Here is a 24,511-nt window from a genome sequence, read left to right on the forward strand (position 1 = left end):
CCTGGATTTCGGCCAACGGCTTCCGTCTAGCTGCGCAGAAAAAACACAATATGCCCTCGACCGCTTTCCGCATTGCTTGATATCTGGCGGACAAGCAGCCTATCGCTTCCCGACACCCACATGATGCCGCCCAAGGTTCCGCATGCCACGAAGAACACCAACTTGGAGTACTTGAATCGCTTACCCCTCTCGATCACCGCGAAGATGTGCTTCTTCTCCTCGTCTGTAAATTTCCGGAACTCCTTGCCCGCCTCGCCCAAGCGGGAAAACAAACGCATGATCGGCACATCGTCGCGCCAATAAGCAATCACCTTCTCCTTTGCCTTGCGAAGCGCCGGAGTCTTTCTCCAACTCGGTGATCACCTTGCAGTTGACATAGTCCATCATCAGTATCTTTAGCTTGAGATAGCAACGATTTCACCAGCGTCGACGGAAATTCAGATTCGAAGTAATTCGAAAGATCCCGGGAGAGGTAGCGAGATCAACAGCTATGCGTTGTTTGTGTTGTAAGCGTCCTGCTGGCTTTGCGTCGATAACCAGCCGGACCATGGTTTCGGACTTAAATGCTCAGGCGGACACTAATTCACATCAGCAGGCCAATGTTTGGCAGATCGAATTTATTCAACATCGCTGCGAAGATCGTTAAATCACGACGTGATGACTTGGCGAGACCCTGAATCGGCATGCCAATCCCGCCGGATGTCTATGTGGGTCTGAACTCGCGCTCGAGTGCGCAGCTTGACACCTCACATCGCCGTTCCTTTAATGAGTTACGCATGACCGGCGTGACGGCCGGTAAACCGATGCGAGAGCCGAGGGGAATATGGGATCAGGTAGCGTTGACGATCCGCAGCGCAAGAAGGAAGAACTGCGCAGCTTCCTTTTTCTGACAGCCGTAATGGTGCCGGTGCTGTCCATCGTCGTCGTGGCTGGTTATGGCTTCATTGTCTGGATGAGCCAATTGATTAGCGGCCCTCCGTCGCACTAAGCGACAGTCTGAGCCGATAAGAGCAAATTGGCCCAAAGGCCAATTGCGAAAAGAAGGAAAACCTGCAAAAGCAGTCTTGTCAGGGGTAACCGCATGCCTGAAAGACCTTCTATCCCGATTCATCCGGCGGGTCCGGATGACGAATGGCATATCGCCGGCATCATGGTGTTTGCCCATCCCGCCAGCCTGGACCACGTGCGCCGCACCATCGATGCGATGACCGGTGCCGAAATCCATGCCGTCAGCGATACGGGCAAGCTCGTCGTCACGGTCGAGGCCCCCACCTCGCACGCCATCGTGGCACAGCTCACCTGCCTGCACCAGCTCGAAGGCGTGATCTCCGCCACACTCGTCTATCAGCACAACGAAGACGCCGCAGCCATGTACGAGGAGCTTCCCGATGTCAGTCACGCGTCGTGATTTCATCAAGCAGACGGCCATCGCGGCAACCGCATCGGTGGCGGGCATACCTGTTCCTGGCCAAACCGCCAATTTCGTCACGGACAGCGAAGTCACCAAACTGAAGTGGTCCAAGGCACCCTGCCGTTTTTGCGGCACCGGTTGCGGCGTGACGGTCGCGGTGCGCGACAACAAGGTGGTGGCTACCCAGGGCGATCCGCAATGCGAGGTCAACAAGGGGCTGAACTGCGTCAAGGGGTATTTCCTGTCGAAGATCATGTACGGCCAGGACAGGCTGACCAAGCCGCTGCTGCGCATGAAGAACGGCAAGTACGACAAGAACGGCGAATTTGCCCCGGTCAGCTGGGATCGCGCGTTCGAGGAGATGGAACGGCAGTTCAAGCGCGTGCTCAAGGAAAAGGGCCCCACCGCCGTGGGCATGTTCGGCTCGGGGCAGTGGACGATCTGGGAAGGCTACGCCGCGTCCAAGCTGATGAAAGCCGGCTTTCGCTCGAACAATATCGACCCGAACGCACGCCACTGCATGGCGTCGGCGGTAACTGGCTTCATGCGCACATTCGGCATGGACGAGCCGATGGGCTGCTACGACGACTTCGAAAACGCCGACGCCTTCGTGCTCTGGGGCTCGAACATGGCCGAGATGCACCCCATCCTGTGGACGCGCATCACCGACCGCCGCCTTAGCCATCCGAAAACGCGCGTGGCGGTGCTGTCCACATTCACGCACCGCTCATTCGACCTGGCCGACCTGCCCATCATCTTCACGCCGCAGACCGACCTGGCGATGCTGAACTACATCGCCCATCACATCATCCAGACCAACCGCGTCAACAAGGACTTCGTCAACAAGCACACGGTGTTCAAGGAGGGCGTGACCGACATCGGCTACGGCCTGCGTCCGGACAATCCGCTGCAGAAAGCGGCCAAGAACGCTGGCAACCCCACCGATGCCAAGCCGATCACGTTCGACGAGTTCGCGAAATTCGTAGCCAAGTACGACGCCAACTATGTCAGCAAGCTGTCTGGCGTGCCGAAGGACAAGCTGGAAAAGCTGGCCGAGCTGTACGCCGACCCCAACGTCAAGGTCATGTCGCTGTGGACCATGGGCTTCAACCAGCACACGCGCGGCACGTGGGTCAACAATATGGTCTACAACGTGCACCTGCTGACCGGCAAGATTGCCACGCCGGGCAACAGTCCGTTCTCGCTGACGGGCCAGCCCTCGGCCTGCGGCACCGCGCGCGAAGTGGGCACGTTCTCTCACCGGCTGCCGGCCGACATGGTGGTCACCAACCCGAAGCACCGTGAAGAGGCCGAGCGCATCTGGAAGCTGCCCGCGGGCACCATCCCCGACAAGGTCGGCTACCACGCCGTGCTGCAGAACCGCATGCTCAAGGACGGCAAGCTCAACGCGTACTGGGTGCAGGTCAACAACAACATGCAGGCCGCCGCCAACATGATGCAGGAGGGCTTGCCCGGCTATCGCAACCCGGACAACTTCATCGTCGTGTCCGATGTCTATCCGACGGTAACCGCGCTGTCGGCCGATCTGATCCTGCCCAGCGCCATGTGGGTGGAGAAGGAAGGTGCCTATGGCAACGCCGAGCGCCGCACACAGTTCTGGCATCAGCTTGTCGATGCGCCGGGCGAGGCGAAATCCGACCTGTGGCAGTTGATGGAATTCTCCAAGCGCTTCAAGGTAGAAGAAGTCTGGCCGGCCGACCTGATCGCCAAGATGCCCGACGTGCGCGGCAAGACGCTGTTCGATGTGCTGTACCGCAACGGCAATGTCGACAAGTTCCCGACCAAGGAAGTCAACACCGAGTACAACAACGCCGAAGCCAAAGCGTTTGGCTTCTACGTGCAGAAAGGGCTGTTCGAGGAATACGCAAGTTTTGGCCGCGGCCACGGCCACGACCTGGCGCCGTTCGATGCCTACCACGAGGCACGCGGGCTGCGCTGGCCCGTGGTGAACGGCAAGGAAACGCGCTGGCGCTATCGCGAAGGCAGCGATCCGTATGTGAAGGCCGGCACCGGCTTCCAGTTCTATGGCAACGCCGACGGCAAGGCGGTGATTTTCGCCCTGCCCTACGAGCCGCCCGCCGAATCGCCGGACAAGGAATATCCGTACTGGCTGGCCACCGGCCGCGTGCTGGAGCACTGGCACTCGGGCTCGATGACCCGCCGCGTGCCGGAGCTGTACCGCGCGTTTCCGAATGCGGTCTGCTTCATGCATCCGGAAGATGCCAAGTCGATGGGCCTGCGACGCGGCGTGGAGGTGGAGGTGGTATCGCGGCGCGGACGCATGCGCACCCGGGTGGAAACGCGCGGACGCGACGTGCCGCCGCGCGGCCTGGTCTTCGTGCCGTGGTTCGACGCGAGCCAGCTCATCAACAAGGTGACGCTCGATGCCACCTGCCCGATCTCGCTGCAGACCGACTTCAAGAAGTGTGCGGTCAAGATCGTGAAGGTATAACGCCGTGAAAGGAGACGCCATGAAGCCGAGCCGATCCCGGACAGCCCTGCTGGCGTTCAGCGCCTGGATCCTGATAGCCGTGGCGACGCTGCTGGTGCCGCCCGCCGGCGCGCAGGGGCTGGTCGATTCGATGCGTGGCCCGACGCCGGTGGCCGACGAGACCAAGGCGCCGCTGCTGTATCCCACCGAGAACAAGGATGTGCGCCGCACGCGCAACTACACGATGCAGCCGCCCACCATCCCGCACAAGATCGACGGGTACCAGCTAGATAAGGACTTCAACCGCTGCATGTTCTGCCACGCGCGCACGAAGACCGAGGAAACCGGCGCCATCCCGGTCAGCATCACGCACTACATGGACCGTGACAACAACGTGCTGGCCGAGGTCTCGCCGCGCCGCTACTTCTGCACGCAATGCCATGTGCCGCAGGCCGACACCAAGCCGCTGGTAGGTAACTCCTTCGTCGATGTGGAGACGATGCTCAAGCGCGCAGGTGCACAAAAGGGTGCCAAGTCGGGGGCCAAGAGCGACAGTGCCAAGACCGGCACCACCAGCACGAAGTAGGCGAAAAGGGCAGATCAAACGGATCAACCGGGACATGCGATGACGGGCAGACTCTGGGATCTCATCAAACGCTACTGGCGCACGATCAACCGGCCCAGCGCGTACTTCAGCCTGGGCTTTCTCACGGTGGGCGGCTTCATTGCCGGCGTGATGTTCTGGGGCGCGTTCAACACGGCGCTGGAGTTGACAAATACCGAGCAGTTCTGCACCGGCTGCCACGAGATGCGCGACAACGTCTACCAGGAACTTCAGGGCACCATTCATTTCACCAATCGCAGCGGCGTGCGCGCCAAGTGCTCCGATTGCCATGTGCCGCATAACTGGACCAGCAAGATGGCGCGCAAGATGCAGGCGTCGAAGGAGGTCTGGGCCAAGATCTTCGGCACCGTGGACACGCGCGAGAAATTCCAGGAGCATCGGCTGACGCTGGCGCAGCACGAATGGGCGCGCTTCAAGGCCAACGATTCGCTCGAATGCCGCAACTGCCACGACTACCAGTCGATGGACTTCACGCGGCAGAGCCCGCGCGCGCAGGCCATGCATTCCACCTACCTGGCCAACAAGGAAAAGACCTGCATCGATTGCCACAAGGGCATTGCCCACCGGCTGCCCGACGTCGCCAAGGCCGAGGGCGAGTAACGCCATGACGGCGACGATGCTGGAGGCCAGCGGCCTGACCGTCCGCCGCATGGGTCGGACCGTGTTCCGCGATATCCATCTGGCACTGGCACCGGGCAGCCTGCTGCAGGTGGTTGGCCCCAATGGCGCCGGCAAGACCAGCCTGCTGCGCGTGCTCTGCAGCCTGCTGGAGCCGGCCGCCGGGCGCCTGGCCTGGCGCGGGCGCACGGTGCGTGCCGGCGATGCCGAGTATCTGTCCAACCTGGCCTACGTCGGCCACACCAACGGCATCGACGCCGATCTCAGCGCCATCGACAACCTGCGCTTTGCCGCGCGCATGGCCGGGGTCCAGCCCGATACCCAATCGCTGGGGCAGGCGCTTGGCCGGCTCGGGCTCGATGCCGTGGCCAGCGTCCCCTTGCGGACGTTGTCGCAAGGCCAGCGCCGCCGCGTGTCGCTGGCGCGACTGGCCCTGGCGCCGCGCGCGTTGTGGCTGCTGGACGAACCGCTGACATCGCTCGACCACGGATCCGCCGAACGCTTCACGGCTCTGCTCGACGGCCATCTGGATCGAGGCGGCATGGCGGTCATCGCCACGCACCAATTGTTGCCGGCTACCGGCGGCGTGCTGGACCTAGGCACGCCCGGAGCACAACCGTCATGATCGGCGCGCTGCAGTCCGTCATCGCACACGACCTGTCGGTTGCCTGGCGGCGGCGCAGCAGCCTGCTGGCCAGCGTGGTGTTCTTCGTGATCGTGTCGAGCCTGTTTCCGTTGGCGATTGGCCCCGACCCGCAGCAGTTGCGCGCGCTGGCGCCCGGCATCCTGTGGGTGGCCGCCCTGCTGGCGTCGATGCTGTCGCTGTCGCGGCTGTTCGCGCAGGAATACGCCGATGGCAGCCTGGACCAGTTGCTGCTGTCGCCGCACCCGCTGGCACTGCTGGTGCTGGGCAAGATCTGCGCGCACTGGCTCACCAGCGGCGTGCCACTGCTGCTGTTGACGCCGCTGCTCGCGCAGCAATACAGCCTGCCCGGCGGCGCCACGCTGCTGTTGTCCGCATCGCTGCTGGTCGGCACGCCCGCGCTGAGCCTGATCGGCGCTGTCGGTGCCGCCTTGACGCTGGGCGTGCGCGGCGGTGCCGTGCTGCTTTGCATCCTGGTGCTGCCACTGTCGATTCCAGTGCTGGTGTTTGGCGCCAGCGCCGGCGCTGCCGCCGATGCGGGACTTGCCGTGGCGCCGCATTTTTCGCTGCTGGGCGCCTGCCTGGCGCTGTCGCTGCTGCTCTGCCCGCTTGCCACCGCGGCGGGCCTGCGCATCGCGATGGAGTGAGCCGATGACCCGCGACGCCTCCATCCCTGATACCAACCGCCGCACGCCACCAGTTCGACCCAACTGGACGCGGCTGGCCGCGCCGGTGCGCTTCTATCCGCTGGCCGGCAAGCTGGCACCCTGGTTTTTCGCGCTGGCCGCCATCTGGCTTGCGGTCGGGCTCTGGCTCGGCTTCGTCGTGGCGCCCACCGACGCGCAGCAGGGCGAGGTCTACCGCATCATCTTCATCCACGTACCGGCCGCGTGGATGTCGATGTTCATCTACCTCGTGATGGCCATCTACTGCGCGTTGGCGCTGGTGCTGCGCACGCGGCTCTCGGCGATGATGGCCTCTGCGCTGGCCCCCACCGGCGCGATGTTCACGTTCCTGGCGCTCTGGACCGGCGCGCTGTGGGGCAAGCCCACGTGGGGCACGTGGTGGGTCTGGGATGCGCGGCTCACGTCCGAGCTGATCCTGCTGTTTCTCTACCTTGGCTTCATCGCGATGGAATCGGCCATCGACGAGCCGCGCCGCGCCGAGCGCGCCTGCGCCGTGCTGGCACTGGTTGGCGTGGTCAACCTGCCCGTGATCTATTTCTCGGTGCAGTGGTGGAACACGCTGCACCAGGGCGCATCGGTCAGCCTGACCGCCGCACCCACCATGGCCACGACGATGTTGGCCGGCATGCTGGCGATGACGCTGGCGTGCTGGACGTACACGATTGCGGTGACCCTGGTGCGCGTGCGATGCATCCTGCGCGAGCGTGGCGAAGTGCGGGTGGCTGGGCCATGAGCACACACGCCGCCTATATCGCCGGGGCCTTCGGCATCGCATTCCTGGCCGTCGCGCTGGAACTGCTGTGGCTCGCCAAGCGCGGGCGACAGCGCCACGCCCAGAGTGACAACCTGGACGACGCGCCATGATGACCGCGCGCCAACGCCGCCTTGGGCTGCTGCTGGCCGCGCTGGTATGCGGTGGCGTGGCGCTGGCGCTGGTGCTCAATGCGTTCCAGTCGAACCTGGTGTTCTTCTTCAGCCCGAGCCAAGTGGCCACGCACGAGGCGCCCACGGCCCGTGCGTTCCGGCTGGGCGGCCTGGTGGCGCCTGGGTCGGTCCGCCGCGAAGCCGAAAGCCTGACCATCCGCTTCGTGGTGACCGATACGCGGCACGATGTGCCGGTGGTCTATCGCGGCCTGCTGCCCGACCTGTTCCGCGAAGGTAAGGGTGTGGTGGCGCGCGGCACGCTCGACGCCGGCGGCACGTTCGTGGCCAGCGAGGTACTGGCCAAGCATGACGAGAACTATATGCCGCCGGAAGCGGCCGAAGCGCTCAAGCGCGCCGCAAACGACGGCAGCACGGACCAGAAGGCACAGCGATGATGGTCGAACTGGGTCACTTCGCGTTGATCTGCGCACTGCTGGCGGCGCTGGTGCAGGCCGTGCTGCCGCTGGCCGGTGCGCCGCGCGGCTTCGTGCCGTGGATGGCGCTGGCCCGCCCAGCCGCGGTACTCCAGGGGCTGCTGGTGCTGGCCGCGTACGTGGCGCTCACGGCAGCGTTCGTCGGCGATGACTTCAGCGTGCGCTACGTGGCGGCAAACTCCAACAGTGCGCTGCCGCTGATCTATCGCATGGCGGCCGTGTGGGGCGGCCACGAGGGGTCGATGCTGCTGTGGACGCTGATGCTGGCGGGGTGGTCCTTTGCGGTGGCAATGTTCAGCCGCCGTCTGCCGCTGGCCTTCGTGGCACGCGTGCTGGGCGTAATGGGTGCCATCAGCAGCGGCTTGCTGCTGTTCCTGCTGTTTGCGTCGAATCCCTTCATCCGGCTGCTACCGCGCGCCATGGAAGGCAAGGACCTGAACCCCCTGCTGCAGGACCCCGGCATGGTGTTCCACCCGCCCTTCCTCTACATGGGCTACGTGGGCTTTGCCGTGGCGTTCGCGTTCGCCATCGCGGCGCTGCTCGAAGGACGCCTCGACGCGTCGTGGGCGCGCTGGTCGCGGCCATGGACCATCCTCGCGTGGATGTTCCTGACCGTGGGCATCGCGCTGGGCAGCATGTGGGCCTACTACGAGCTGGGCTGGGGCGGCTGGTGGTTCTGGGACCCCGTGGAAAACGCATCGTTCATGCCGTGGCTGGCCGGCACGGCGTTGATCCACTCGCTGGCCGTCACCGAAAAGCGAGGCGCATTTCGCGCATGGACAGCAGTGCTGGCCATCTTCACTTTCTCGCTGAGCCTGCTGGGCACGTTCCTCGTGCGCTCCGGCGTGCTGACGTCGGTGCACGCGTTCGCGGTAGACCCCCGGCGCGGCATCTTCATCCTGACGCTGCTGGGGCTGGTTACCGGGCTGGCGTTGGCCATCTTTGCCTGGCGCGCGCCACAGTTGCGGCGAGGCACCGATTTCGGGCTGGCGTCGCGCGAAAGCTTCCTGCTGGCCAACAATGTGCTGCTGGCCGTGGCCACCTCGGCCGTGTTGTTAGGCACGCTGTATCCGCTGCTGCTCGATGTACTGGACCTGGGCAAAGTCTCGGTGGGGCCCGCGTACTTCGAGCAGGTGTTCGTGCCGCTGATGGCGCCCGCCGTGCTGTTGATGGGCGCGGCGCCGCTGGCCCGCTGGCGGCGTGGCGAACTGCCGCCGATTGCGCGCCGGCTGCGCTGGGCAGCGGTGGCCAGCGTGGTCGTCGCCATCGGCCTGTGGCTCGTGCTGCGCAATCGCTCGGCCCTGACCGGCCTGGGGTTGGCGCTGGCCATCTGGTGCATCGCCACCGCGCTGGTCAGCCTGGCGGGCCGGCTGCGGCACGCGCACAGCCTGTGGCAGGCACTACGCCAACTGCCGGCGGGCTATTGCGGCATGCTGCTGGCACACGTTGGCGTGGGGGTCTTCGTGGTAGGCGTGACGCTGGTGAACAGCCAGGAGACCATGCGCGAACTGCCGATGCGGCCCGGCGACACCGTGACGGTGGACGGTTACGAATTCCGCTTCGACGGCGTGGTGCCTGCCGTGGGGCCCAACTACGAGGCGCTGCGCGGCATCATCACGGTCCATCGCCAGGGCCGCTTGCAGACCACGCTGGTGACCGAACGGCGCATCTACCGCAGCCAGGACATGCCCACCACCGAAGCGGCGATCGATACCGGCTTCACGCGCGACCTGTACGTAGCTATCGGCGAAGCGGCCGGCGAGAAGGTCTGGGCCGTGCGCATCTACGTGAAGCCGTTCGTGAAGTGGATCTGGGCCGGCTGCGCGCTGATGGCGCTGGGCGGACTGATTGCCGCATGCGACAGGCGCTACCGGGTGCGGCATCGAGTGACGATCTCCACGCCGTCGCTCGACAGTGACGGGCGCGACAGCGTGCCGGTGCCGCAGCCCGTCATCGCCACGCGCCGCTACCAGGAGCCCAGCCCATGACGCGCTATCTGCTGCCGCTGGCGATCTTCCTGGCCATCGTCGTCGCGCTCGGCGCCGGGCTGCGCCACGATCCGCGCGAGCTGCAGTCGGCGCTGGTGGGCAAGCCCGCGCCTGCGTTTGCCCTGCCGGTACTGCCGGTGCCAGGCCAGCCCGAGCGCATGGTGCAGGCGGCGGATATGCGCGGCAAGATCTGGATCCTGAACGTCTGGGCGTCGTGGTGCGCGGCGTGCCGCACCGAGCATCCGGTACTGGTGGACTTCGCGGCAAAGTCGCCCGTGCCGCTCTACGGGCTCAACTACAAGGACACCACGCCGGCCGCCGAGGCCTGGCTGCAGCAGATGGGCAATCCGTACGTGCAATCGCTGGTCGACGCCGACGGCCGGGTCGGCATCGACTTCGGCGTCTACGGCGTGCCCGAGACGTACATCATCGACGCGCAGGGCACGGTGCGGTATCGGCAGGTGGGTCCGGTGACGCCCGATGTGCTGGAACGGCAGATCAAGCCGGTGTTGCAGCGGCTGCAACAGGGAGGTGCGCGTGCGAATCCTGCCTAGGCCGTTGCGCGGCTGGCTGACGGCATGGCTGCTGGCCGTGCTGTCGTGGCACGCCGGCGCGGCGCCATTGTCCGATGCGGAACTCGATGCGCGCGTGCATTCGCTATCGCAGCAACTGCGCTGCCTGGTGTGCCAGAACCAGACCCTGGCGGACTCCAACGCCGAACTGGCGGTGGACCTGCGCCGGCAGATCCGCACCCAGTTGGCCCAGGGCGCCAGCGATTCGGCCATCAAGGATTACCTGGTGCAGCGCTACGGCGACTTCGTGCTTTACGATCCGCCGTTCAAGCCGTCGACGTGGTTGCTGTGGTTGGGACCGTTTGTGTTACTGGTTGGGATTGTCTGGTACTTGCGCAGGCGTGGTAGGTCTGGCAACGCCTTACCCTCACCCCCGGCCTCTCTCCCGCAGGGCGGGAGAGAGGCGCAAGACAGCGGCGAGAAGGCGCGTTTGGGTGCGCCCCGCTCCCGCTGGACCACCGCCATCCTGTCCCTGGCATTGCCGCCCGCCGCCGCACTGCTCTATCTCCACCTGGGCACCCCCGCCGCCGTGATCCAGGGCACCGACACACACAGCCTCTCCGGTGACGCCCACGCGCCCGACATCTCGCAGATCGAAACCATGGTCGACCAGCTTGCGCGACGCCTGCAGACAAACCCGCAAGACGCCAATGGCTGGTCGATGCTGGCCCGCTCGTACACGGTGCTGGAGCGGTTCGACGATGCGGCGGCGGCCTACGCGCGCGCCGTGGCGCTGGCGCCGGATGTGTCGGCGCTGCATGCAGACTATGCCGATGTGCTGGCGAGTCTCAACAACGGGTCGCTGGAAGGGCCTGCGATGGAACAAATCAAGGCTGCGCTCGCTGCCGATCCGGACGATCCGAAAGGGCTGGCGCTGGCGGCCAGTGCCGCCGCCGAGCGTGGCGACACAGCCGGGGCCATCGGCTACTGGCAACGGCTCTACCGCCTGCTGCCGCCGGACTCGCAGACCGCCGCGCGCGTGGCCGCCAATCTCGCGGCAGCCCAGGGCGCCGCAGCGACGACGAAGTAGCGCGAACACACGTCCCGCCTCGATTCGTTCTAGGCATGTTGCGATGTGAATTGCGTGCACTGCCGGGTGTTTGTCGAGGGACAAGCCTGGTCGCGGTGAATCGCTGCACAATCCGGCCTCATTGCATTTGTGCTTTAGGCAGCATCAGTATGTGGGACATCAATCAATCCCTGCCGGAGTCCGCTCCCCAAAGCGAGACACCGCGCCACACGCGTCTCGCCCTGGCCATTCACATCCGTCCGCCCGACTACCTGTACGGCGCCCTGCCCCTTCGGCACATCAACACCTCCCGCCTGCGCCGATTTGTCATGCTGATGCATCACGAATCGGCCATTGTGGCAGGGCGTCATACCGGCATCCGGGCCGCCTGCATCCACTACGCGGTCCGTCGTCTCGAAGACCGCCTGTCCACCCAGCTCTTTGTCCGCGAGGCTTCGTCGATGCATCGCACCGCCGCCGCGCAACGCCTCTATCCCTGTGCCATCCGGCTGCTGTCGATGTGGGACAACCTCGTGGCCGAATCCGTGCGCGCGTGACGCCACCGGCCCATCGCAACGGACGGCTCCGGCAAACATCGTAGAATGGCCATTGGCTCGCGAACTGAGGAATCGACTCATGGCCGACCCCGAAGGTCTGCATCACAAGACGTTCCTGTTGTTGCTGGCGATGGTCACCATCGCATTTTTCTGGATCTTGCTGCCCTTCTATGGCGCGGTGTTCTGGGGCGCGGTACTGGCCATCATCTTCGCGCCATTGCAGCGGCGGCTGGTGGCGGGCCTGCGCGGCCGCACCAACATCGCGGCGCTGCTCACGCTGTTGCTGGTGCTGCTGCTGGTGATCCTGCCACTGATCTTCATCACGATGTCGCTGATCCAGGAGGGCGTGAACCTCTATGACAACGTTCGCTCGGGGCGGATCAACTTCGGCCACTATTTCCAGTCCGCCGCCGATGCGTTGCCACCCTTCGTGCGCGACATCCTGGCGCGTGCCGACCTGGCCAGCATTTCTGACGTGAAGGACAAGCTCAGCGCCAGCGCGCTGGTGGCCAGCCAGGCCGTAGCCACGCGGGCGCTCAGCATCGGCCAGAACACGGCGCAGTTCATGATCAGCTTTGCCATCATGCTCTATCTGCTGTTCTTTCTGCTGCGCGACGGCCCGCAACTGTCGCGCCGGCTGCGCCAGGCGGTGCCGCTGAGTGCGTCGCACAAGGTGCACCTGATCCAGAAATTCACCACGGTCGTGCGCGCCACGGTCAAGGGCAATATCGCCGTGGCCGTGGTGCAGGGCATACTGGGCGGCGGCATATTCACGGTGCTCGGCATCCAGGGCGCATTGCTGTGGGGCGTGGTCATGGCCTTCCTGTCGCTGCTGCCAGCGGTGGGTGCCGGGCTGATCTGGGCACCCGTGGCGGTCTACTTCCTGCTGACTGGCGATGTCATCAAGGGCGGCGTGCTGATTGGCTTCGGCGTGCTGGTCATCGGGCTGGTCGACAACGTGCTGCGCCCCATCCTGGTGGGCAAGGACACGCAGATGCCCGACTACGTGGTGCTGATCTCCACGCTGGGCGGCATGGCACTGTTCGGGCTGAACGGCTTTGTCATCGGGCCGCTGGTTGCCGCGCTGTTCATTGCCTGCTGGGACCTGAACAACGGCGAAGATCCGGTCGCCCACTGACGCCATGGACAGACTGCAGGCGATGAAGACCTACGTGGCCGTCGTGGAATGCGGCGGCTTCACCCCGGCGGCGCGCAAGCTCGATGCGTCGCTGAGCGTGGTCAGCCGGGTGGTCACCGATCTGGAAACCCATCTGGGCGTGCGCCTGCTTACGCGCACCACGCGCGTGGTGCGGCCCACCGCCACGGGCGCTGCCTACTACGAGAACTGCCGCCGCATCTTGGCCGAGATCGACGAGGCCGAACTGGCGGCCACCGGCACGCACGCGGCCCCGCGCGGGCGCCTGTCGATCACCGCGTCGGTGCTATTCGGCCGGCGCTTTGTCACGCCGATCGTCGTCGAATATCTGCGCCGCTATCCCGAGGTGGACGTCGATTGCCTGTTCATCGACCGCATCGTCAATTTCATCGACGAAGGCATCGACGTGGGCGTGCGCATCGGCGACCTACCCAGTTCGTCGCTGCAGGCCGTCACGGTGGGCCGGGTGCGCCGTGTGGTGTGCGCCTCGCCTGAATACCTGGCGCGGCACGGGACGCCGGCAACGCCCGACGATCTGGCCGCCCATGCGGTGATCCTGACCACGGGTATCTCCACGGTTCCAGAGTGGCGTTTTGCGCACAACGGTGAACCCATGCCGGTGCGCCTGACGCCGCGCATGGCCACCACCACCAATGATTCGGCGATTGCCACGGCGGTGGCCAACTTCGGGCTGACGCGCGTGCTGTCCTACCAGATTGCCGACGAGGTGCGCGACGGCAAGCTCCACATCGTGCTGGAAGACTACGAGCCGCCGGCGCTGCCAATCCAGATCATCCACCGCGAGGGCCGCCATGCCATGCACAAGGTGCGCGCCTTCATCGACCTGGCCGTGGAAGTGCTGCGGTCCAACACCTTCCTGAACGGGACCAACCCGGACTGATTCTCCCGGAATCCGAAAGAGTCTCTTCGACCGGCGGCCATTTTTCTGCGATTGCCGGGTGTCTATAGTCGATCCGTAAGCAGCGTTTGCACTGAACGCCGCAACAATCGACCAAGGACACCCACCATGAAACTGTACGGCCTCCGACTTTCCGGACACTCGCACCGCGCTTGGCTCTTTTTGTCGCTGCTGGGCCAGCCTGCCGAGTGGATCGACGTGGATCTGGCGGCCCGCGCCCACAAGACCCCAGAATTCCTAGCCCTGAATCCGTTTGGACAGGTGCCGGTGCTGGTCGATGACGGCGTGGTGATCAGCGACTCCAATGCCATCCTGGTCTACTTGAGCAAGAAGCTCGGCCGCACCGACTGGCTGCCCGAGACCCCCGTGGAAGCGGCCGCCGTACAGCGCTGGCTCTCGGTAGCGGCCGGCGACCTGGCCTTCGGCCCGGCCCGGGCGCGCCTGGTCACGGTCTTCAAGGCGCAGGTCGACGGCAAGGACGCCATCGAACGTGCGCACGTCTTGCTCAAGCGGATGGACGACGCGCTGGCCGCCAGCCCGTGGATTGCCGCCAATCACCCGACGATTGCCGACGTGGCGCTGTACAGCTACACCGCTAGCGCGCCGGAAGGCTTTGTCGACCTGGCCGGCTACACCAATGTGCGCCAGTGGCTGGCACGCGTGGAAGCGCTGCCCGGCTTCACGCCGTTCCAGGCCACGGCGGTCGGCCTGGCCGCCTGACGTTCCCACCCACGCACCACACTCGCCCAGGAGCCCGTCATGACCCCGCAATCCGCCATCCACGTGGAAACCCTGCCCGGTACGCCCTGGCATACGGGCGAGCGCGTGCTGCAGGCCAGTATCGGCGTCGACGAACGCCTGGCCGAGGTGGGTTCGCGCGTGGTGCGCGACTACATGCCCGACCAGCATCGCGATTTCTTCGCCATGCTGCCCTCGGTCGTGATCGGCACGGTGGCCCCCGACGGGCGCCCCTGGGCCACGGTGCGCGCGGGCCATCCGGGCTTCATGCATTCGCCCGAGCCGCACCAGCTCGACGTGACGCTGGTGCGCGAAGCCAGCGATCCCGCCGATGCGGGCATGGAAGACGGCAACGCCATCGGGTTGTTGGGCATCCAGCCGGCCACGCGCCGCCGCAATCGCATGAACGGCACGATTCATCGCGACGGTTCGCCGACGTTCCAGGTGGCCGTGGGCCAGAGCTTCGGCAACTGCCCGCAGTACATCCAGAAGCGCGAGCCGGTGATGATGCGCGACCCGGCCGAGCCGGGCAGCGTGCCGCCCGTGCTGCTGGACGGGCTCGACGACCGCGCCCGCAAGCTCATTGGCCGCGCGGATTCGTTCTTCGTGGCGACCTACGTGGACCTGCCCGGCGGGCAGCGCCAGGTGGACGTGTCGCATCGCGGCGGCCGGCCCGGGTTTGTGCGCGTGGATGCCGACGGCGGCCTGACGATCCCGGACTTCCAGGGCAACATGTTCTTCAACACGCTTGGCAACATGCTAGTCAATCCGGTGGCCGGGCTGGTGTTCGTGAGCTACGCCACGGGTGACCTGCTGCAACTGAGCGGCCGCACCGAGGTGCTAATCAACTCACCGGACATCGCCCGTTTCGAAGGCGCGCTGCGGCTGTGGCGCTTCATGCCGGAAGTCATCGTGCGCCGCGACTTCGCGTTGCCGCTGCGCTGGGACATCGACCCCGACGGCGCGTCGCCGCAGGCGCTGGCCACGGGTACTTGGGGCGCCTGAGCGGAATTTTCATCGGGGTGACCGGGGGCTGTGCCACAATCGCGCCAGTTTTTGGCCCGACCGGATGCTGCCCATGTCCCTGGAAGCCCTGCAGAACATCAATCCACAGTCCCTGCTCGATACCGCCATCAGCCTTGCCTCCGCCTTTGTGCTGGGCGGGATGATCGGCTTCGAGCGGCAGTACCGCCAGCGCACCGCCGGCCTGCGCACCAATGTGCTGGTGGCCGTGGGCGCAGCGATCTTCGTCGACCTGGCCAACCATATCGCCGGGCACGATGGCGCGGTGCGGGTGATTGCGTACGTGGTATCGGGTATCGGCTTTTTGGGCGCCGGCGTGATCATGCGCGAGGAAGGCAACGTGCGCGGGCTCAACACGGCCGCCACGCTATGGTGTTCGGCCGCCGTGGGCGCGTGCGCCGGGGCCGACATGATCGCCGAAGCCGCCATCGCGGCACTGTTCATCCTGGCGGCCAACACGCTGCTGCGCCCCGTGGTGGACCGCATCAACCGCCAGCCGCTGGACACCACGGCCGTGGAAGTCACGCACACCGTGCACGTGATCACCACGCGCGACCACCAGAAGACCGCAATGCGCCTGCTGGAAGAAGCACTGGAAGCCGCGCAATATCCCACGCGCGACCTGGAGGTGCGTGCATTCGGGGAACAGGATGTGGATATCGAGGCGGCACTGGCGGCCACGTCGGTAGACGGCGACGTGCTGGATGAGATCGTCGCGCGGCTGGGTGGGATCAGCGTGGTGGGGCAGGCGTTCTGGAGTGCGAGTACGAGGGAGTAGTGGGACGTTGGCTCTCCCTGCTCGGTTTCCCCCTCTCCCGCGTTGCGGGAGAGGGGAGCAAAACAGAGCGGGAACGCAGACGCCTCAGCCTCAACCTCGAACCCCAGCCCGCCCCAGCCTCAACCTTCGCTCAATTCCCTCACCGCCCCCACCGCAAACTGCCCCAGCACCCGCAACGCCGTAATATCCTCGGCCGTCCACGTATCCACCCCAGCCAGGTAGTTGAACGTACCGATCACGCGCCCGCCATGACACAGCGGCACGTTGACCACGCCGTTCAACCCCAGGCCGCGAATCGTGGCGATGTCGTCGAACACGGCGGTCAGCGCCGCATCGCCCTCGCCCACGAAGACTTCGCCGCGTTCCAGCAACTGGCGGGTCCAGGCGGTATCGCCCTTCACCTTCTTGCCGCCTACCGGATAAGCCGCCAGGTCCGACGACCAGAGCCGACGGATCTCGCGGCTGGGCGCATGCCAGGCGTTGATCGTCAGCAGACCCGGCCCGACGATGTTCAGCGTGGCCGCGCCAATCGCGTCCAGCACCACCCGCGGCGTGGCGGCGGCGCGCAGGTGGTCGAACAGTGGATGCAGGTGGGTCTGCCAGTGGCCCAGCGTGTCGACGCTTGCCATCGTCATTCCCCGTGGATGCCCAGGTCCTTGATCAGCTTGCCGTAGCGGTCGGCGTCGCGGCGCAGGATCTTGCCGAATTCCTGCGGCGTCGAGGTAGCCGTTTCCACGCCGATCGAATCCATCTTGGCCTTCACTTCCGGCAGCGACATCACGCGGTTGATTTCCTTGTTCAGACGCGCCACCAGGTCGGCCGGCATGTTCTTCGGGCCGAACGCGCCATACCAGACCGACAGCTCATAACCAGGAATGGTCTCGCCGACGGTGGGCACATTGGGCAGCAGCGGCGAGCGCTTGGCCTCGGTCACCGCCAGCAGCTTGAGCTTGCCGGCCTTCACGTGCGGCAGCGTCTGCGTGCCGGCCGAGAACAGCAGTTGCGTCTGGCCCGCGACGGTATCCACCACAGCCGGGGCACCGCCCTTGTACGGCACGTGCAGCATCTGCACGCCGGCCATCTTCTCGAACAGCACGGCGCTCAGGTGGTTGGTGGAGCCAGGGCCGGCGCTGGCGTAGGCCAGCTTGCCCGGATTCGCCTTGGCGTAGGCGATCAGTTCCTTGACGTTGTTGGCCGGCACCGACGGGTTCACCACCATCGTGTTGGTCACGTAGGCCAGCAGGCCCAGCGGCGTGAAGTCGTCCACACCCTTGAACGGCATGTTGGCCATCAGCGCCGGGTTCATCGCGTGCGTGCTCATCGAGCCGATCAGCAGCGTGTAGCCGTCGGGCTGGGCCCGTACGACCATCGCCGAACCAATGTTGCCCGACGCGCCGGGCTTGTTGTCGACGATCACGGGCTGGCCCAGCGACTTCGTCAGGTGTTCGGACAGCACGCGCGCCAGGATGTCGGTGGAACCGCCGGCCGCCCAGGGCACGATCAGCGTGACCGGCTTGGTCGGATAGGCGTCGGCAGCGTGGCCGGCGAACGACATGGCCAGTGCGGCGGCACCGCACAGCAGGCTTTTCAAAACGGACCTCATGATGCAACTCCCCTTCTGTCTTTGGACTGTCTGATGTGATCGGGCTTCAGCGGCCCACTGCGTAACCTTGCATGCCCCGCGCATTGGCGCCGGCGCGCAACACCAGGCGGCCACGTCCGTCACGCTCGCGCGTGCAGGCCGACATGCGGCCTTCGGACCAGTCTTCACCCACGCGAACTTCGTGCCCGCGTGCACGCAGCGCTTCGATGGTGGCAGCCGGAAAGCGCGATTCGACGGTGATGCGGTTGAGCGTGGTCTGGCGCGGCCAGAACGATTGCGGGAAATGGTCGATGTGCCATGCCGGTGCGTCGATGGCCTGCTGCAGGTTCATGCCATGCACCGCGTGGCGCATGAAGAACGCCAGCGACCACTGGTCCTGCTGGTCGCCACCGGGCGTGCCGAACACCATGTACGGCTCGCCATCGCGCATGCACAGCGACGGCGACAGTGTGGTGCACGGGCGCTTGCCCGGTGCCAGAGAATTGGGCAGGCCCGGCTCCAGCCACGTCATCTGCAACCGCGTGTTCAGCGCAAAGCCCAGCGACGGGATGGTGGGGCTCGACGACAGCCAGCCGCCCGACGGCGTGGCCGCCACCATGTTCCCGTGGCGGTCGATCACGTCGATATGGCAGGTATCGCCGACAAATACTTCGCGCTCGGCCCACTCGGATACCGGCGGCAGCGCGGCGAACGTGGGCTCGCCGATGCCGAAGCGCGTATCGGCCACGGACAGCGTGCGATCGGCCACGGACAGGTCCGGCATGCGCGGGGCGATGCCCTTGAGCGTGCCCGGCTGCATCGTGATGGACGCGTGGTCACCAATCATGGCGGCACGCGACGCCAGGTAGTGCGGATTCAGCAGCGCGCAGAGGTGGCTGTCCTCGAACAGCGGATCGCCATACCAGGCGGTGCGGTCGGCCATGGCCAGCTTGGCGGCCTCGGCAATCTTGTGGACGAACTCGGGCGAGGTCGGCGCGTGGGCTTCCAGTCCGGCATGACGCAGCATGCCAAGCTGCTGCAGGAACATCGGGCCCTGGCTCCAGATATCGCACTTGGCCACCGCGTAGCGGCCGAAGTCGAGCGTGACCGGCGCTTCCACCGTGGGCTGCCAGCCGGCCATGTCGTCATAGCGCAGCAGGCCCGTGTGCTTGTCGCCAGTGGTGTCACGTACCGGCGTGTTGCGGCAGTACTCGTCGATGGCCTCGGCCACGAAGCCGCGATACCAGCAGTACATGGCCGCGTCGATCTGGCCTTCGCGGCTGTCGCTCTTCGACTGCGCGGTCTCGACAATGCGTGTGTAGGTATCGGCCAGCACCGGCAGCGTATGCAGCGTGCCGGGGCGCGGCACGCGGCCATCGGGCAGCCAGGTATCGGCCGAGCTGTGCCATTCGTCGCGGAACAGTGCCTGCACGGCCAGGATGGCCTGCGAAATGCGCGGCACCAGCGGAAAGCCGTCGCGCGCATAGCCGATGGCCGGCGCCAGCACATCGGCCAGCGACCACGTGCCGTGATCGCGCAGCATGGTCAGCCACGCGCCAAACGCGCCGGGCACCGTGGCGGGCATCAGGCCGATGCCAGGCATCAGTTCCATGCCCTGCTTGCGCAAGGCCTCGGGGTCAGCCAGCGCCGGTGCCGGGCCTTGCCCGCACACCGAGCGCACCGCGCGGTCTTTTTCGCTCCAGAACAGGATCGGCACCTCGCCGCCGGGGCCGTTCAGGTGCGGCTCCACTACCTGCAGCACAAAGCCCGCCGCCACCGCCGCATCGAACGCATTGCCGCCACGCTCCAGCACGCCCATGGCGGTCTGGGTTGCAAGCCAGTGGGTGGAAGCAGCAACGCCGAACGTGCCGACGATCTCCGGGCGGGTCGTGAACATGGGGTAATGACTCCTTTTGCATGCATTTACCGTGTGAATTGAGTATAGGCAGATGGAATAACTGCCAAGATCGAATTTCTTATCGTTGTATTACCATTCGGTTATATCTCTCTGCCCACCCGAAACGCCATGCCGATTGCCACCGACAAGCTGCTGCACCAGATCGTGTCGCGCCTGCGCCTGCGCCACTTGCCGCTGCTGCTGGCGCTGGAGCGGCAGCGATCCGTCTCGCGCGTGGCGGCCGAGATGAACCTGTCGCAGCCGGCCGTGACCAAGGCGCTGCGCGAGATCGAGGACATCTTCCTGACCCCGCTGTTCACGCGCACCCGCAACGGCCTGGAGCCAACCGCCACCGGCGCCGCCGTGCTGAGCCACGCTCGCATGACGATGGCCGACGCCGAGGCGCTGGGGCGGCAACTGGCCGTGATCGAGGCGGGCAAGCGCGGACGGCTGCGGATCGGCGTGATTCCGTACACCGCGCGCGCGGTGCTGGACGCCGCGCTGGCCTACGGACTCAACCAGCAGCCACGCATCGCGGTGCTCGTGCGCGAAGGCACGACCGACGAACTGGTGGGCGCGCTGCGGCAACACGAACTCGATTGCGCGATTGCGCGGTCGTTCTACCTGGCCGGCGAGGACATCGCGCAGCAGCCGCTGTATCGGGAAGAGCCAGTGCTCGTGGTACCTTCGCGAGCCAAAGCACGCCTGTCACGCGGCGGGCTCGACTGGAAGCGTCTGGCCGAACTCGACTGGATTTTGCCGCCGCCGCATACGCCAGTACGCCGCACGATCAATACGATGTTCGCGGTGGCCGGCGTGGCGCCACCGCTGCCCATCGTCGAAACGTATTCGATCAAACCCATGGCCACGCTGCTGCGCAGCCAGCCCGACGTCATCACCATCGTGCCCCGCGCCGTGGCGGCCGAACTGGTGGAACTGGGCGATGCGGCGACGCTACCGTTCTCGCTGAGCTGGGATCTGCCACCGGTGTGCGTGATGTGGCGGCGGGAGACTGAGGAGAATGAATTGATTTTGCCGCTGGTGGGGGTGTTGAAGGCAGCGGCGGGGTGAGCAACCTCCACCGGTCTTTCGCACCCCTCTCCCGCAACGCGGGAGAGAGGTGAAACCAAGAGGTCATCAACCAAACAATGAAAACCGTAGCCCTTTACTTCCTGACCGCGCTAGCCGAAATCCTAGGCTGTTACCTGCCCTATCTCTGGCTACGCCAGAACGCCAACCCATGGGTCCTGATCCCCGGCGCCGCGTCGCTGGCCATCTTCGCCTGGCTGCTCACACTTCACCCTGACGCCTCGGGCCGGGTCTATGCCGCGTATGGCGGTATCTATATAGCAGTGGCCATCGCCTGGCTCTGGCTCGTTGACGGCGTGCGGCCAAGCGTCTGGGATATGACAGGTGTCACAATCGCAGTCGCCGGCATGGCTGTGATAGTGTTTCAGCCTCGCTAAAGTCAGAATTAAGGGCGATTTAAGCGCCACTTTCGCTGACAAAAACCGTCACTTTGTGCTTCTTTAGCCCTACCCTCCCAGAGTAGGGTGACAGGTTTTGGCAGATACATCTCGTTACAGGTGACAAGAAATCTCACATTTCTACGAAATTGGCCGGTTTACGGGCTGGCACACCTGTTGCTCTATATGCACCCGACAGCAACTGCTGTTCTCTATTAATTCAAAGGGGTCAATTCCATGAAAAAAGCACGGATGGGAATCCACCAACGGGTACAAAAGGGCTTCACGCTGATCGAACTGATGATCGTGGTCGCGATCATCGGTATCCTGGCTGCTATCGCGATTCCGCAATACCAGGCTTACGTGGCCAAGTCGCAGGTTAGCCGTATCGTCGGCGAAATGTCGGCGCTGCGTACCGCTGCCGAGGCATGCTTTAACGAAGGTCGTACGACGCTGGCCAAGGATGAAGCGGCTCCGGCAGCAGGCGAATGCGCAATGGGCCGTACGGTTTCGAGCCTGGTTGATGTTGCCGTGAACAAGGGCGGCTTCGCAGACGTCAACTTTGCAGCGGTCAACGGCACTATCACTGCCACGATGGGCAATACCGCCTCCAAGGCTGTGGCAGGTGCTGTGATCAATTGGAATCGCGACGCAAGCGGCAGCTGGACGTGCACCATCACGAAGAGCAAGGACGGCGGCTGGAAGGATACCTTTGCTCCGGGCGGTTGCGCGGTGAGCTAATCCGCTTCGGCGGTACAAAAACCCCTGGCCTTTCCCCAGGGGTTTTTTCTTTTCAGCACCACCAAAGCAGCACCGCCTTACTCCCCCCGCATCCCAATCTCCCCAATCAGCTTCCCATACCGCGCATCGTCCGCCGCCACCATCTGCGTGAACTGCGCCGGCGAATCGCTCTTCCTGATCTCCCCCGCATTCGCCTTCATCGTCGCATCGAGCTTGCCGCTGGCCTGCAACCTGGCCACCGCGTCGAACAGCCGCTTGGCGATGGGCGTCGGCAGCCCGGCCGGCGCGAACAGGCCGCTCCAGTTGTCGAGCACGAACCCTGGCGGCAGCGCTTCGGCCAGCGTCGGCACGTCCGGGAAGTAGACCGAGCGCGCGGCTGACGACACCGCCAGCGGGCGGATCTGGCCGTTGCGCAGGAACGGGGCCGCCGTGGACAGCACCGGCATGCCAAACTGCGTCTGACCGCTCAGCATCGCCGTCAGGATCTCGCTGGCGCCCTTGTACGGGATATGCACGGCCTTGGTATGGGTCTGGTGCAGCAGCGATTCCACCGCCAGGTGCGACACGCTGCCCTTGCCGCCCGAACCGTAGTTCATTGCGCCGGGCCGCTGCTTCATCGCGTCGATCAGGTCACGCGCGGTCTTGATTGGGGACGATGCCGGCACGGCCAGCACCACGGCGCTGCCCGACAGCGCGGTGATCGCCACGAAGTCCTTGGCCGCGTCGTAGGGCGGCTCCTTGTACAGGTGGACGTTGATCACGTGCTGGTTGGCCAGCACGCCCAGCGTATAGCCATCGGGCTCGGCACGCTTGAGCGCCCGCGCGCCAATGATGCCACCCGCGCCGCCGATGTTCTCCACCACCAGCGGCTGGCCCAGCACCGGCGCCAGCTCCGCTGAAATGGTGCGCGCAATCGAATCGGGCGAGGTGCCGGCGATAAACGGCACGATCAGCCGGATTGGGCGCGACGGATAGGGAGCGGCAGCCAGGGCCACGCGGCCCATCGTGCCGCCAAAGATGGTGACACCCGCAGCAGCGCCCGCAGCGGAGCCCGCCCTGGCAAGCCATTGACGTCGATTCATGTTGTCTCCTTGTCTTTTTCTAATGGGTCACGCACCGGCCGGATCGAGGATCGCCTTGGCGATGGTGTTGCGCTGGATCTCGCTGGTGCCGGTGAAGATGCGGAACATGCGCAGCTTGCGCCAGGTCTGCTCCACCGGATGTCCGCGCGTGACGCCCAGATTGCCGTGGATCTGCACGGCCTTGTCGGCCACCTCGAAGCAGCGTTCCGAGACGAAGAGCTTGCACGCCGCCGCCTTCATGCGCAGGTCGGCGCCCGCGTCGGCCTGCAGCGCGGTCTGCGCGATCATCGACTCGCACGCCCAGAGCGCGGCCGCCATATCGGCCAGCATATGCTGGATGGCCTGGAAGCGCGCAATCGGGCCGCCGAACTGCCGTCGCTGGCCCGCGTATTCGAGCGACGCCTGATACGCGCGCGTGGCCAGCCCCAGCATCGACGGGCAATGCAGCAGCCGGTTCACGTTGATGCGCGACATCCCCAGCTTGAAGCCCCTGCCCTCGCCGCCAAAGATGTTGGCGCGCGGCACGCGCACGTTGTCGAAGCGGATGTCGGCGTCGATATGCTGACCCGACATCGGCACGTATTCCGTGCTGACCGTCACGCCCGGCAAATCGAGGTCCACCAGCACGGCCGTGATCGACGGCGGCGACGTGGTGGCATCGGTCACGCACATGACGATCGCAAAATCCGCGAACGGCGCGCCGCTGATGTAGTGCTTCTCGCCGTTGATTACCAGGTCGTCGCCATCAGCCACGGCGCTTGTGCGGATGCTCATCGCATCAGAGCCCGAATGCGGCTCGGTCAGCGCGAAGCAGGTGGACTTCTCGCCGCGGATCACGGGCTGGAAGTAGTGGTGCAGTTGGTCTGGCGTGGCGTACTTGAGCATGTTGCCCACACGCGGCGGGCCGCCCAGGTCGCCCAGCACGTGCGGCGCCAGCACCGCGCCGCTGGCGGCCAGATCGGCCTTGAGCGCGCACTGCTCGGCGATATTGAGGCCCTTGCCGCCCAGTTCCACGGGCAGGCAGGCCGCGTACAGCCCGAGTTCGCTGGAGCGGCGCCAGACGTTGCGCAGCACCTCGCGCGGCCAGGCGTCCTCGCTGCCCAGGCCTAGCTCGCGTTCCAGCGGCCGCAGTTCTTCATCGATGAACCGCTGCACGGCAGCGCGCGTTTCGATCAGCACAGGATTGGTCAGGTGGTCGAACATGTTGGCT

General features: G+C 65.4%; 28 protein-coding genes. 22 read left to right on the forward strand and 6 right to left on the reverse strand.

From position 1 onward, the window contains the following. Positions 1-26: 26 nt before the first annotated feature. Positions 27-311 (reverse strand): hypothetical protein, encoded by a 285-nt coding sequence (locus MFF62_RS22550; RefSeq protein ID WP_238265336.1) that lies wholly within the window; start codon positions 309-311, stop codon positions 27-29. A 512-nt stretch (positions 312-823) separates the two neighbouring features. Between MFF62_RS22550 and napE the strand changes: the two genes are divergently transcribed. The 19 genes from napE to MFF62_RS22645 all read left to right on the forward strand — a co-directional run bounded on the left by napE (position 824) and on the right by MFF62_RS22645 (position 16,533). After that, positions 824-988 (forward strand): periplasmic nitrate reductase, NapE protein, encoded by a 165-nt coding sequence (napE, locus tag MFF62_RS22555; protein ID WP_238265337.1) that lies wholly within the window; start codon positions 824-826, stop codon positions 986-988. 93 nt (positions 989-1,081) lie between these two features. Next, complete coding sequence (locus MFF62_RS22560) at positions 1,082-1,408, forward strand: chaperone NapD (RefSeq protein WP_238265338.1); 327 nt, start codon at positions 1,082-1,084, stop codon at positions 1,406-1,408. After that, positions 1,389-3,884, forward strand: a complete 2,496-nt coding sequence (gene napA / locus MFF62_RS22565) for a periplasmic nitrate reductase subunit alpha (protein WP_238265339.1) — start codon at positions 1,389-1,391, stop codon at positions 3,882-3,884. Before MFF62_RS22560 ends, napA begins: the two co-directional genes overlap by 20 nt. A gap of 19 nt (positions 3,885-3,903) precedes the next feature. Next, complete coding sequence (locus tag MFF62_RS22570; protein WP_238265340.1) at positions 3,904-4,449, forward strand: nitrate reductase cytochrome c-type subunit; 546 nt, start codon at positions 3,904-3,906, stop codon at positions 4,447-4,449. Between the two features lie 39 nt (positions 4,450-4,488). Then, positions 4,489-5,088, forward strand: a complete 600-nt coding sequence (locus MFF62_RS22575) for a NapC/NirT family cytochrome c (protein ID WP_238265341.1) — start codon at positions 4,489-4,491, stop codon at positions 5,086-5,088. A 16-nt stretch (positions 5,089-5,104) separates the two neighbouring features. Beyond that, positions 5,105-5,731 carry a cytochrome c biogenesis heme-transporting ATPase CcmA gene (gene ccmA, locus MFF62_RS22580; protein ID WP_404990825.1) on the forward strand — a complete coding sequence of 209 codons (627 nt, stop codon included), beginning with the start codon at positions 5,105-5,107 and terminating at the stop codon, positions 5,729-5,731. Next, a complete protein-coding gene (ccmB, locus tag MFF62_RS22585; RefSeq protein WP_238265343.1) occupies positions 5,728-6,396 on the forward strand; it encodes a heme exporter protein CcmB in 669 nt (222 codons plus the stop codon). Before ccmA ends, ccmB begins: the two co-directional genes overlap by 4 nt. A 4-nt stretch (positions 6,397-6,400) precedes the next feature. Beyond that, entirely contained in the window at positions 6,401-7,168 is a 768-nt protein-coding gene (locus MFF62_RS22590) for a heme ABC transporter permease (protein ID WP_238265344.1), read from the forward strand. Then, positions 7,165-7,299 carry a heme exporter protein CcmD gene (ccmD, locus tag MFF62_RS22595; RefSeq protein WP_238265345.1) on the forward strand — a complete coding sequence of 45 codons (135 nt, stop codon included), beginning with the start codon at positions 7,165-7,167 and terminating at the stop codon, positions 7,297-7,299. Before MFF62_RS22590 ends, ccmD begins: the two co-directional genes overlap by 4 nt. Then, positions 7,299-7,754 carry a cytochrome c maturation protein CcmE gene (ccmE, locus tag MFF62_RS22600; protein ID WP_238265448.1) on the forward strand — a complete coding sequence of 152 codons (456 nt, stop codon included), beginning with the start codon at positions 7,299-7,301 and terminating at the stop codon, positions 7,752-7,754. Before ccmD ends, ccmE begins: the two co-directional genes overlap by 1 nt. Continuing rightward, complete coding sequence (locus MFF62_RS22605) at positions 7,751-9,781, forward strand: heme lyase CcmF/NrfE family subunit (protein ID WP_238265346.1); 2,031 nt, start codon at positions 7,751-7,753, stop codon at positions 9,779-9,781. The genes ccmE and MFF62_RS22605 overlap by 4 nt, the downstream gene beginning before the upstream one ends. After that, complete coding sequence (locus tag MFF62_RS22610) at positions 9,778-10,335, forward strand: DsbE family thiol:disulfide interchange protein (RefSeq protein ID WP_238265347.1); 558 nt, start codon at positions 9,778-9,780, stop codon at positions 10,333-10,335. The genes MFF62_RS22605 and MFF62_RS22610 overlap by 4 nt, the downstream gene beginning before the upstream one ends. Further along, on the forward strand, positions 10,319-11,383 hold the full coding sequence (locus tag MFF62_RS30945; protein WP_404990821.1) for a cytochrome c-type biogenesis protein CcmH: 1,065 nt from the start codon (positions 10,319-10,321) through the stop codon (positions 11,381-11,383). Before MFF62_RS22610 ends, MFF62_RS30945 begins: the two co-directional genes overlap by 17 nt. A 149-nt stretch (positions 11,384-11,532) precedes the next feature. Further along, positions 11,533-11,919 (forward strand): LysR family transcriptional regulator, encoded by a 387-nt coding sequence (locus tag MFF62_RS22620; RefSeq protein WP_238265348.1) that lies wholly within the window; start codon positions 11,533-11,535, stop codon positions 11,917-11,919. A gap of 79 nt (positions 11,920-11,998) precedes the next feature. Then, entirely contained in the window at positions 11,999-13,057 is a 1,059-nt protein-coding gene (locus tag MFF62_RS22625; protein WP_238265349.1) for an AI-2E family transporter, read from the forward strand. 4 nt (positions 13,058-13,061) lie between these two features. Continuing rightward, a complete protein-coding gene (locus MFF62_RS22630) occupies positions 13,062-13,976 on the forward strand; it encodes a LysR family transcriptional regulator (protein ID WP_238265350.1) in 915 nt (304 codons plus the stop codon). Between the two features lie 126 nt (positions 13,977-14,102). Next, positions 14,103-14,714, forward strand: coding sequence for a glutathione S-transferase family protein (locus MFF62_RS22635; RefSeq protein ID WP_238265351.1), 612 nt, complete (start codon positions 14,103-14,105; stop codon positions 14,712-14,714). A 39-nt stretch (positions 14,715-14,753) separates the two neighbouring features. Next, positions 14,754-15,737: a pyridoxamine 5'-phosphate oxidase family protein gene (locus MFF62_RS22640; RefSeq protein ID WP_238265352.1), complete on the forward strand. Its 984-nt coding sequence runs from the start codon at positions 14,754-14,756 to the stop codon at positions 15,735-15,737. Between the two features lie 73 nt (positions 15,738-15,810). Then, positions 15,811-16,533 carry an MgtC/SapB family protein gene (locus MFF62_RS22645; protein WP_238265353.1) on the forward strand — a complete coding sequence of 241 codons (723 nt, stop codon included), beginning with the start codon at positions 15,811-15,813 and terminating at the stop codon, positions 16,531-16,533. A 119-nt stretch (positions 16,534-16,652) separates the two neighbouring features. On the opposite strand, the gene MFF62_RS22650 is transcribed toward MFF62_RS22645, so the two are convergent. Genes MFF62_RS22650 through MFF62_RS22660 form a run of 3 tightly spaced genes read right to left on the reverse strand, consistent with a single transcriptional unit; the run spans position 16,653 to position 20,012 of the window. After that, positions 16,653-17,162, reverse strand: coding sequence for a GAF domain-containing protein (locus tag MFF62_RS22650; protein ID WP_404990822.1), 510 nt, complete (start codon positions 17,160-17,162; stop codon positions 16,653-16,655). 2 nt (positions 17,163-17,164) lie between these two features. Continuing rightward, positions 17,165-18,136, reverse strand: a complete 972-nt coding sequence (locus tag MFF62_RS22655; RefSeq protein ID WP_238265355.1) for a Bug family tripartite tricarboxylate transporter substrate binding protein — start codon at positions 18,134-18,136, stop codon at positions 17,165-17,167. A 46-nt stretch (positions 18,137-18,182) separates the two neighbouring features. Beyond that, on the reverse strand, positions 18,183-20,012 hold the full coding sequence (locus MFF62_RS22660; protein ID WP_238265356.1) for a gamma-glutamyltransferase family protein: 1,830 nt from the start codon (positions 20,010-20,012) through the stop codon (positions 18,183-18,185). 129 nt (positions 20,013-20,141) lie between these two features. Here MFF62_RS22660 and MFF62_RS22665 point away from each other — a divergent pair, with 129 nt between their 5' ends. From MFF62_RS22665 to MFF62_RS22675, 3 genes are all read left to right on the forward strand, one after another. Further along, on the forward strand, positions 20,142-21,083 hold the full coding sequence (locus MFF62_RS22665; RefSeq protein WP_238265357.1) for a LysR family transcriptional regulator: 942 nt from the start codon (positions 20,142-20,144) through the stop codon (positions 21,081-21,083). Positions 21,084-21,160: 77 nt separating this feature from the next. After that, the gene (locus tag MFF62_RS22670; RefSeq protein ID WP_238265358.1) at positions 21,161-21,478 is read left to right on the forward strand and encodes a YnfA family protein; all 318 of its coding nucleotides are present in this window, start codon (positions 21,161-21,163) and stop codon (positions 21,476-21,478) included. Positions 21,479-21,715: 237 nt separating this feature from the next. Next, on the forward strand, positions 21,716-22,219 hold the full coding sequence (locus tag MFF62_RS22675) for a pilin (RefSeq protein ID WP_283205368.1): 504 nt from the start codon (positions 21,716-21,718) through the stop codon (positions 22,217-22,219). A 77-nt stretch (positions 22,220-22,296) separates the two neighbouring features. Here MFF62_RS22675 and MFF62_RS22680 read toward each other — a convergent pair whose 3' ends face one another. Both MFF62_RS22680 and MFF62_RS22685 read right to left on the reverse strand, forming a co-directional pair. Then, complete coding sequence (locus MFF62_RS22680) at positions 22,297-23,301, reverse strand: tripartite tricarboxylate transporter substrate-binding protein (protein WP_238265359.1); 1,005 nt, start codon at positions 23,299-23,301, stop codon at positions 22,297-22,299. Between the two features lie 27 nt (positions 23,302-23,328). Next, complete coding sequence (locus MFF62_RS22685; protein WP_238265360.1) at positions 23,329-24,504, reverse strand: acyl-CoA dehydrogenase family protein; 1,176 nt, start codon at positions 24,502-24,504, stop codon at positions 23,329-23,331. Positions 24,505-24,511: the final 7 nt, after the last annotated feature.

The sequence above is a fragment of the Cupriavidus pauculus genome, assembly GCF_022179805.1.
Lineage (GTDB): Bacteria > Pseudomonadota > Gammaproteobacteria > Burkholderiales > Burkholderiaceae > Cupriavidus > Cupriavidus pauculus_E.

Excerpts from the sequence above, each read along its gene's own strand:
- napE (WP_238265337.1), top strand. The coding sequence starts at position 824 with ATGGGATCAGGTAGCGTTGACGATCCGCAGCGCAAGAAGGAAGAACTG.
- MFF62_RS22560 (WP_238265338.1), top strand. The coding sequence starts at position 1,082 with ATGCCTGAAAGACCTTCTATCCCGATTCATCCGGCGGGTCCGGATGAC.
- napA (WP_238265339.1), top strand. The coding sequence starts at position 1,389 with ATGTCAGTCACGCGTCGTGATTTCATCAAGCAGACGGCCATCGCGGCA.
- MFF62_RS22570 (WP_238265340.1), top strand. The coding sequence starts at position 3,904 with ATGAAGCCGAGCCGATCCCGGACAGCCCTGCTGGCGTTCAGCGCCTGG.
- MFF62_RS22575 (WP_238265341.1), top strand. The coding sequence starts at position 4,489 with ATGACGGGCAGACTCTGGGATCTCATCAAACGCTACTGGCGCACGATC.
- ccmA (WP_404990825.1), top strand. The coding sequence starts at position 5,105 with ATGCTGGAGGCCAGCGGCCTGACCGTCCGCCGCATGGGTCGGACCGTG.
- ccmB (WP_238265343.1), top strand. The coding sequence starts at position 5,728 with ATGATCGGCGCGCTGCAGTCCGTCATCGCACACGACCTGTCGGTTGCC.
- MFF62_RS22590 (WP_238265344.1), top strand. The coding sequence starts at position 6,401 with ATGACCCGCGACGCCTCCATCCCTGATACCAACCGCCGCACGCCACCA.
- ccmD (WP_238265345.1), top strand. The coding sequence starts at position 7,165 with ATGAGCACACACGCCGCCTATATCGCCGGGGCCTTCGGCATCGCATTC.
- ccmE (WP_238265448.1), top strand. The coding sequence starts at position 7,299 with ATGACCGCGCGCCAACGCCGCCTTGGGCTGCTGCTGGCCGCGCTGGTA.
- MFF62_RS22605 (WP_238265346.1), top strand. The coding sequence starts at position 7,751 with ATGATGGTCGAACTGGGTCACTTCGCGTTGATCTGCGCACTGCTGGCG.
- MFF62_RS22610 (WP_238265347.1), top strand. The coding sequence starts at position 9,778 with ATGACGCGCTATCTGCTGCCGCTGGCGATCTTCCTGGCCATCGTCGTC.
- MFF62_RS22620 (WP_238265348.1), top strand. The coding sequence starts at position 11,533 with ATGTGGGACATCAATCAATCCCTGCCGGAGTCCGCTCCCCAAAGCGAG.
- MFF62_RS22625 (WP_238265349.1), top strand. The coding sequence starts at position 11,999 with ATGGCCGACCCCGAAGGTCTGCATCACAAGACGTTCCTGTTGTTGCTG.
- MFF62_RS22630 (WP_238265350.1), top strand. The coding sequence starts at position 13,062 with ATGGACAGACTGCAGGCGATGAAGACCTACGTGGCCGTCGTGGAATGC.
- MFF62_RS22635 (WP_238265351.1), top strand. The coding sequence starts at position 14,103 with ATGAAACTGTACGGCCTCCGACTTTCCGGACACTCGCACCGCGCTTGG.
- MFF62_RS22640 (WP_238265352.1), top strand. The coding sequence starts at position 14,754 with ATGACCCCGCAATCCGCCATCCACGTGGAAACCCTGCCCGGTACGCCC.
- MFF62_RS22645 (WP_238265353.1), top strand. The coding sequence starts at position 15,811 with ATGTCCCTGGAAGCCCTGCAGAACATCAATCCACAGTCCCTGCTCGAT.
- MFF62_RS22650 (WP_404990822.1), bottom strand. The coding sequence starts at position 17,162 with ATGGCAAGCGTCGACACGCTGGGCCACTGGCAGACCCACCTGCATCCA.
- MFF62_RS22655 (WP_238265355.1), bottom strand. The coding sequence starts at position 18,136 with ATGAGGTCCGTTTTGAAAAGCCTGCTGTGCGGTGCCGCCGCACTGGCC.
- MFF62_RS22660 (WP_238265356.1), bottom strand. The coding sequence starts at position 20,012 with ATGTTCACGACCCGCCCGGAGATCGTCGGCACGTTCGGCGTTGCTGCT.
- MFF62_RS22665 (WP_238265357.1), top strand. The coding sequence starts at position 20,142 with ATGCCGATTGCCACCGACAAGCTGCTGCACCAGATCGTGTCGCGCCTG.
- MFF62_RS22670 (WP_238265358.1), top strand. The coding sequence starts at position 21,161 with ATGAAAACCGTAGCCCTTTACTTCCTGACCGCGCTAGCCGAAATCCTA.
- MFF62_RS22675 (WP_283205368.1), top strand. The coding sequence starts at position 21,716 with ATGAAAAAAGCACGGATGGGAATCCACCAACGGGTACAAAAGGGCTTC.
- MFF62_RS22680 (WP_238265359.1), bottom strand. The coding sequence starts at position 23,301 with ATGAATCGACGTCAATGGCTTGCCAGGGCGGGCTCCGCTGCGGGCGCT.
- MFF62_RS22685 (WP_238265360.1), bottom strand. The coding sequence starts at position 24,504 with ATGTTCGACCACCTGACCAATCCTGTGCTGATCGAAACGCGCGCTGCC.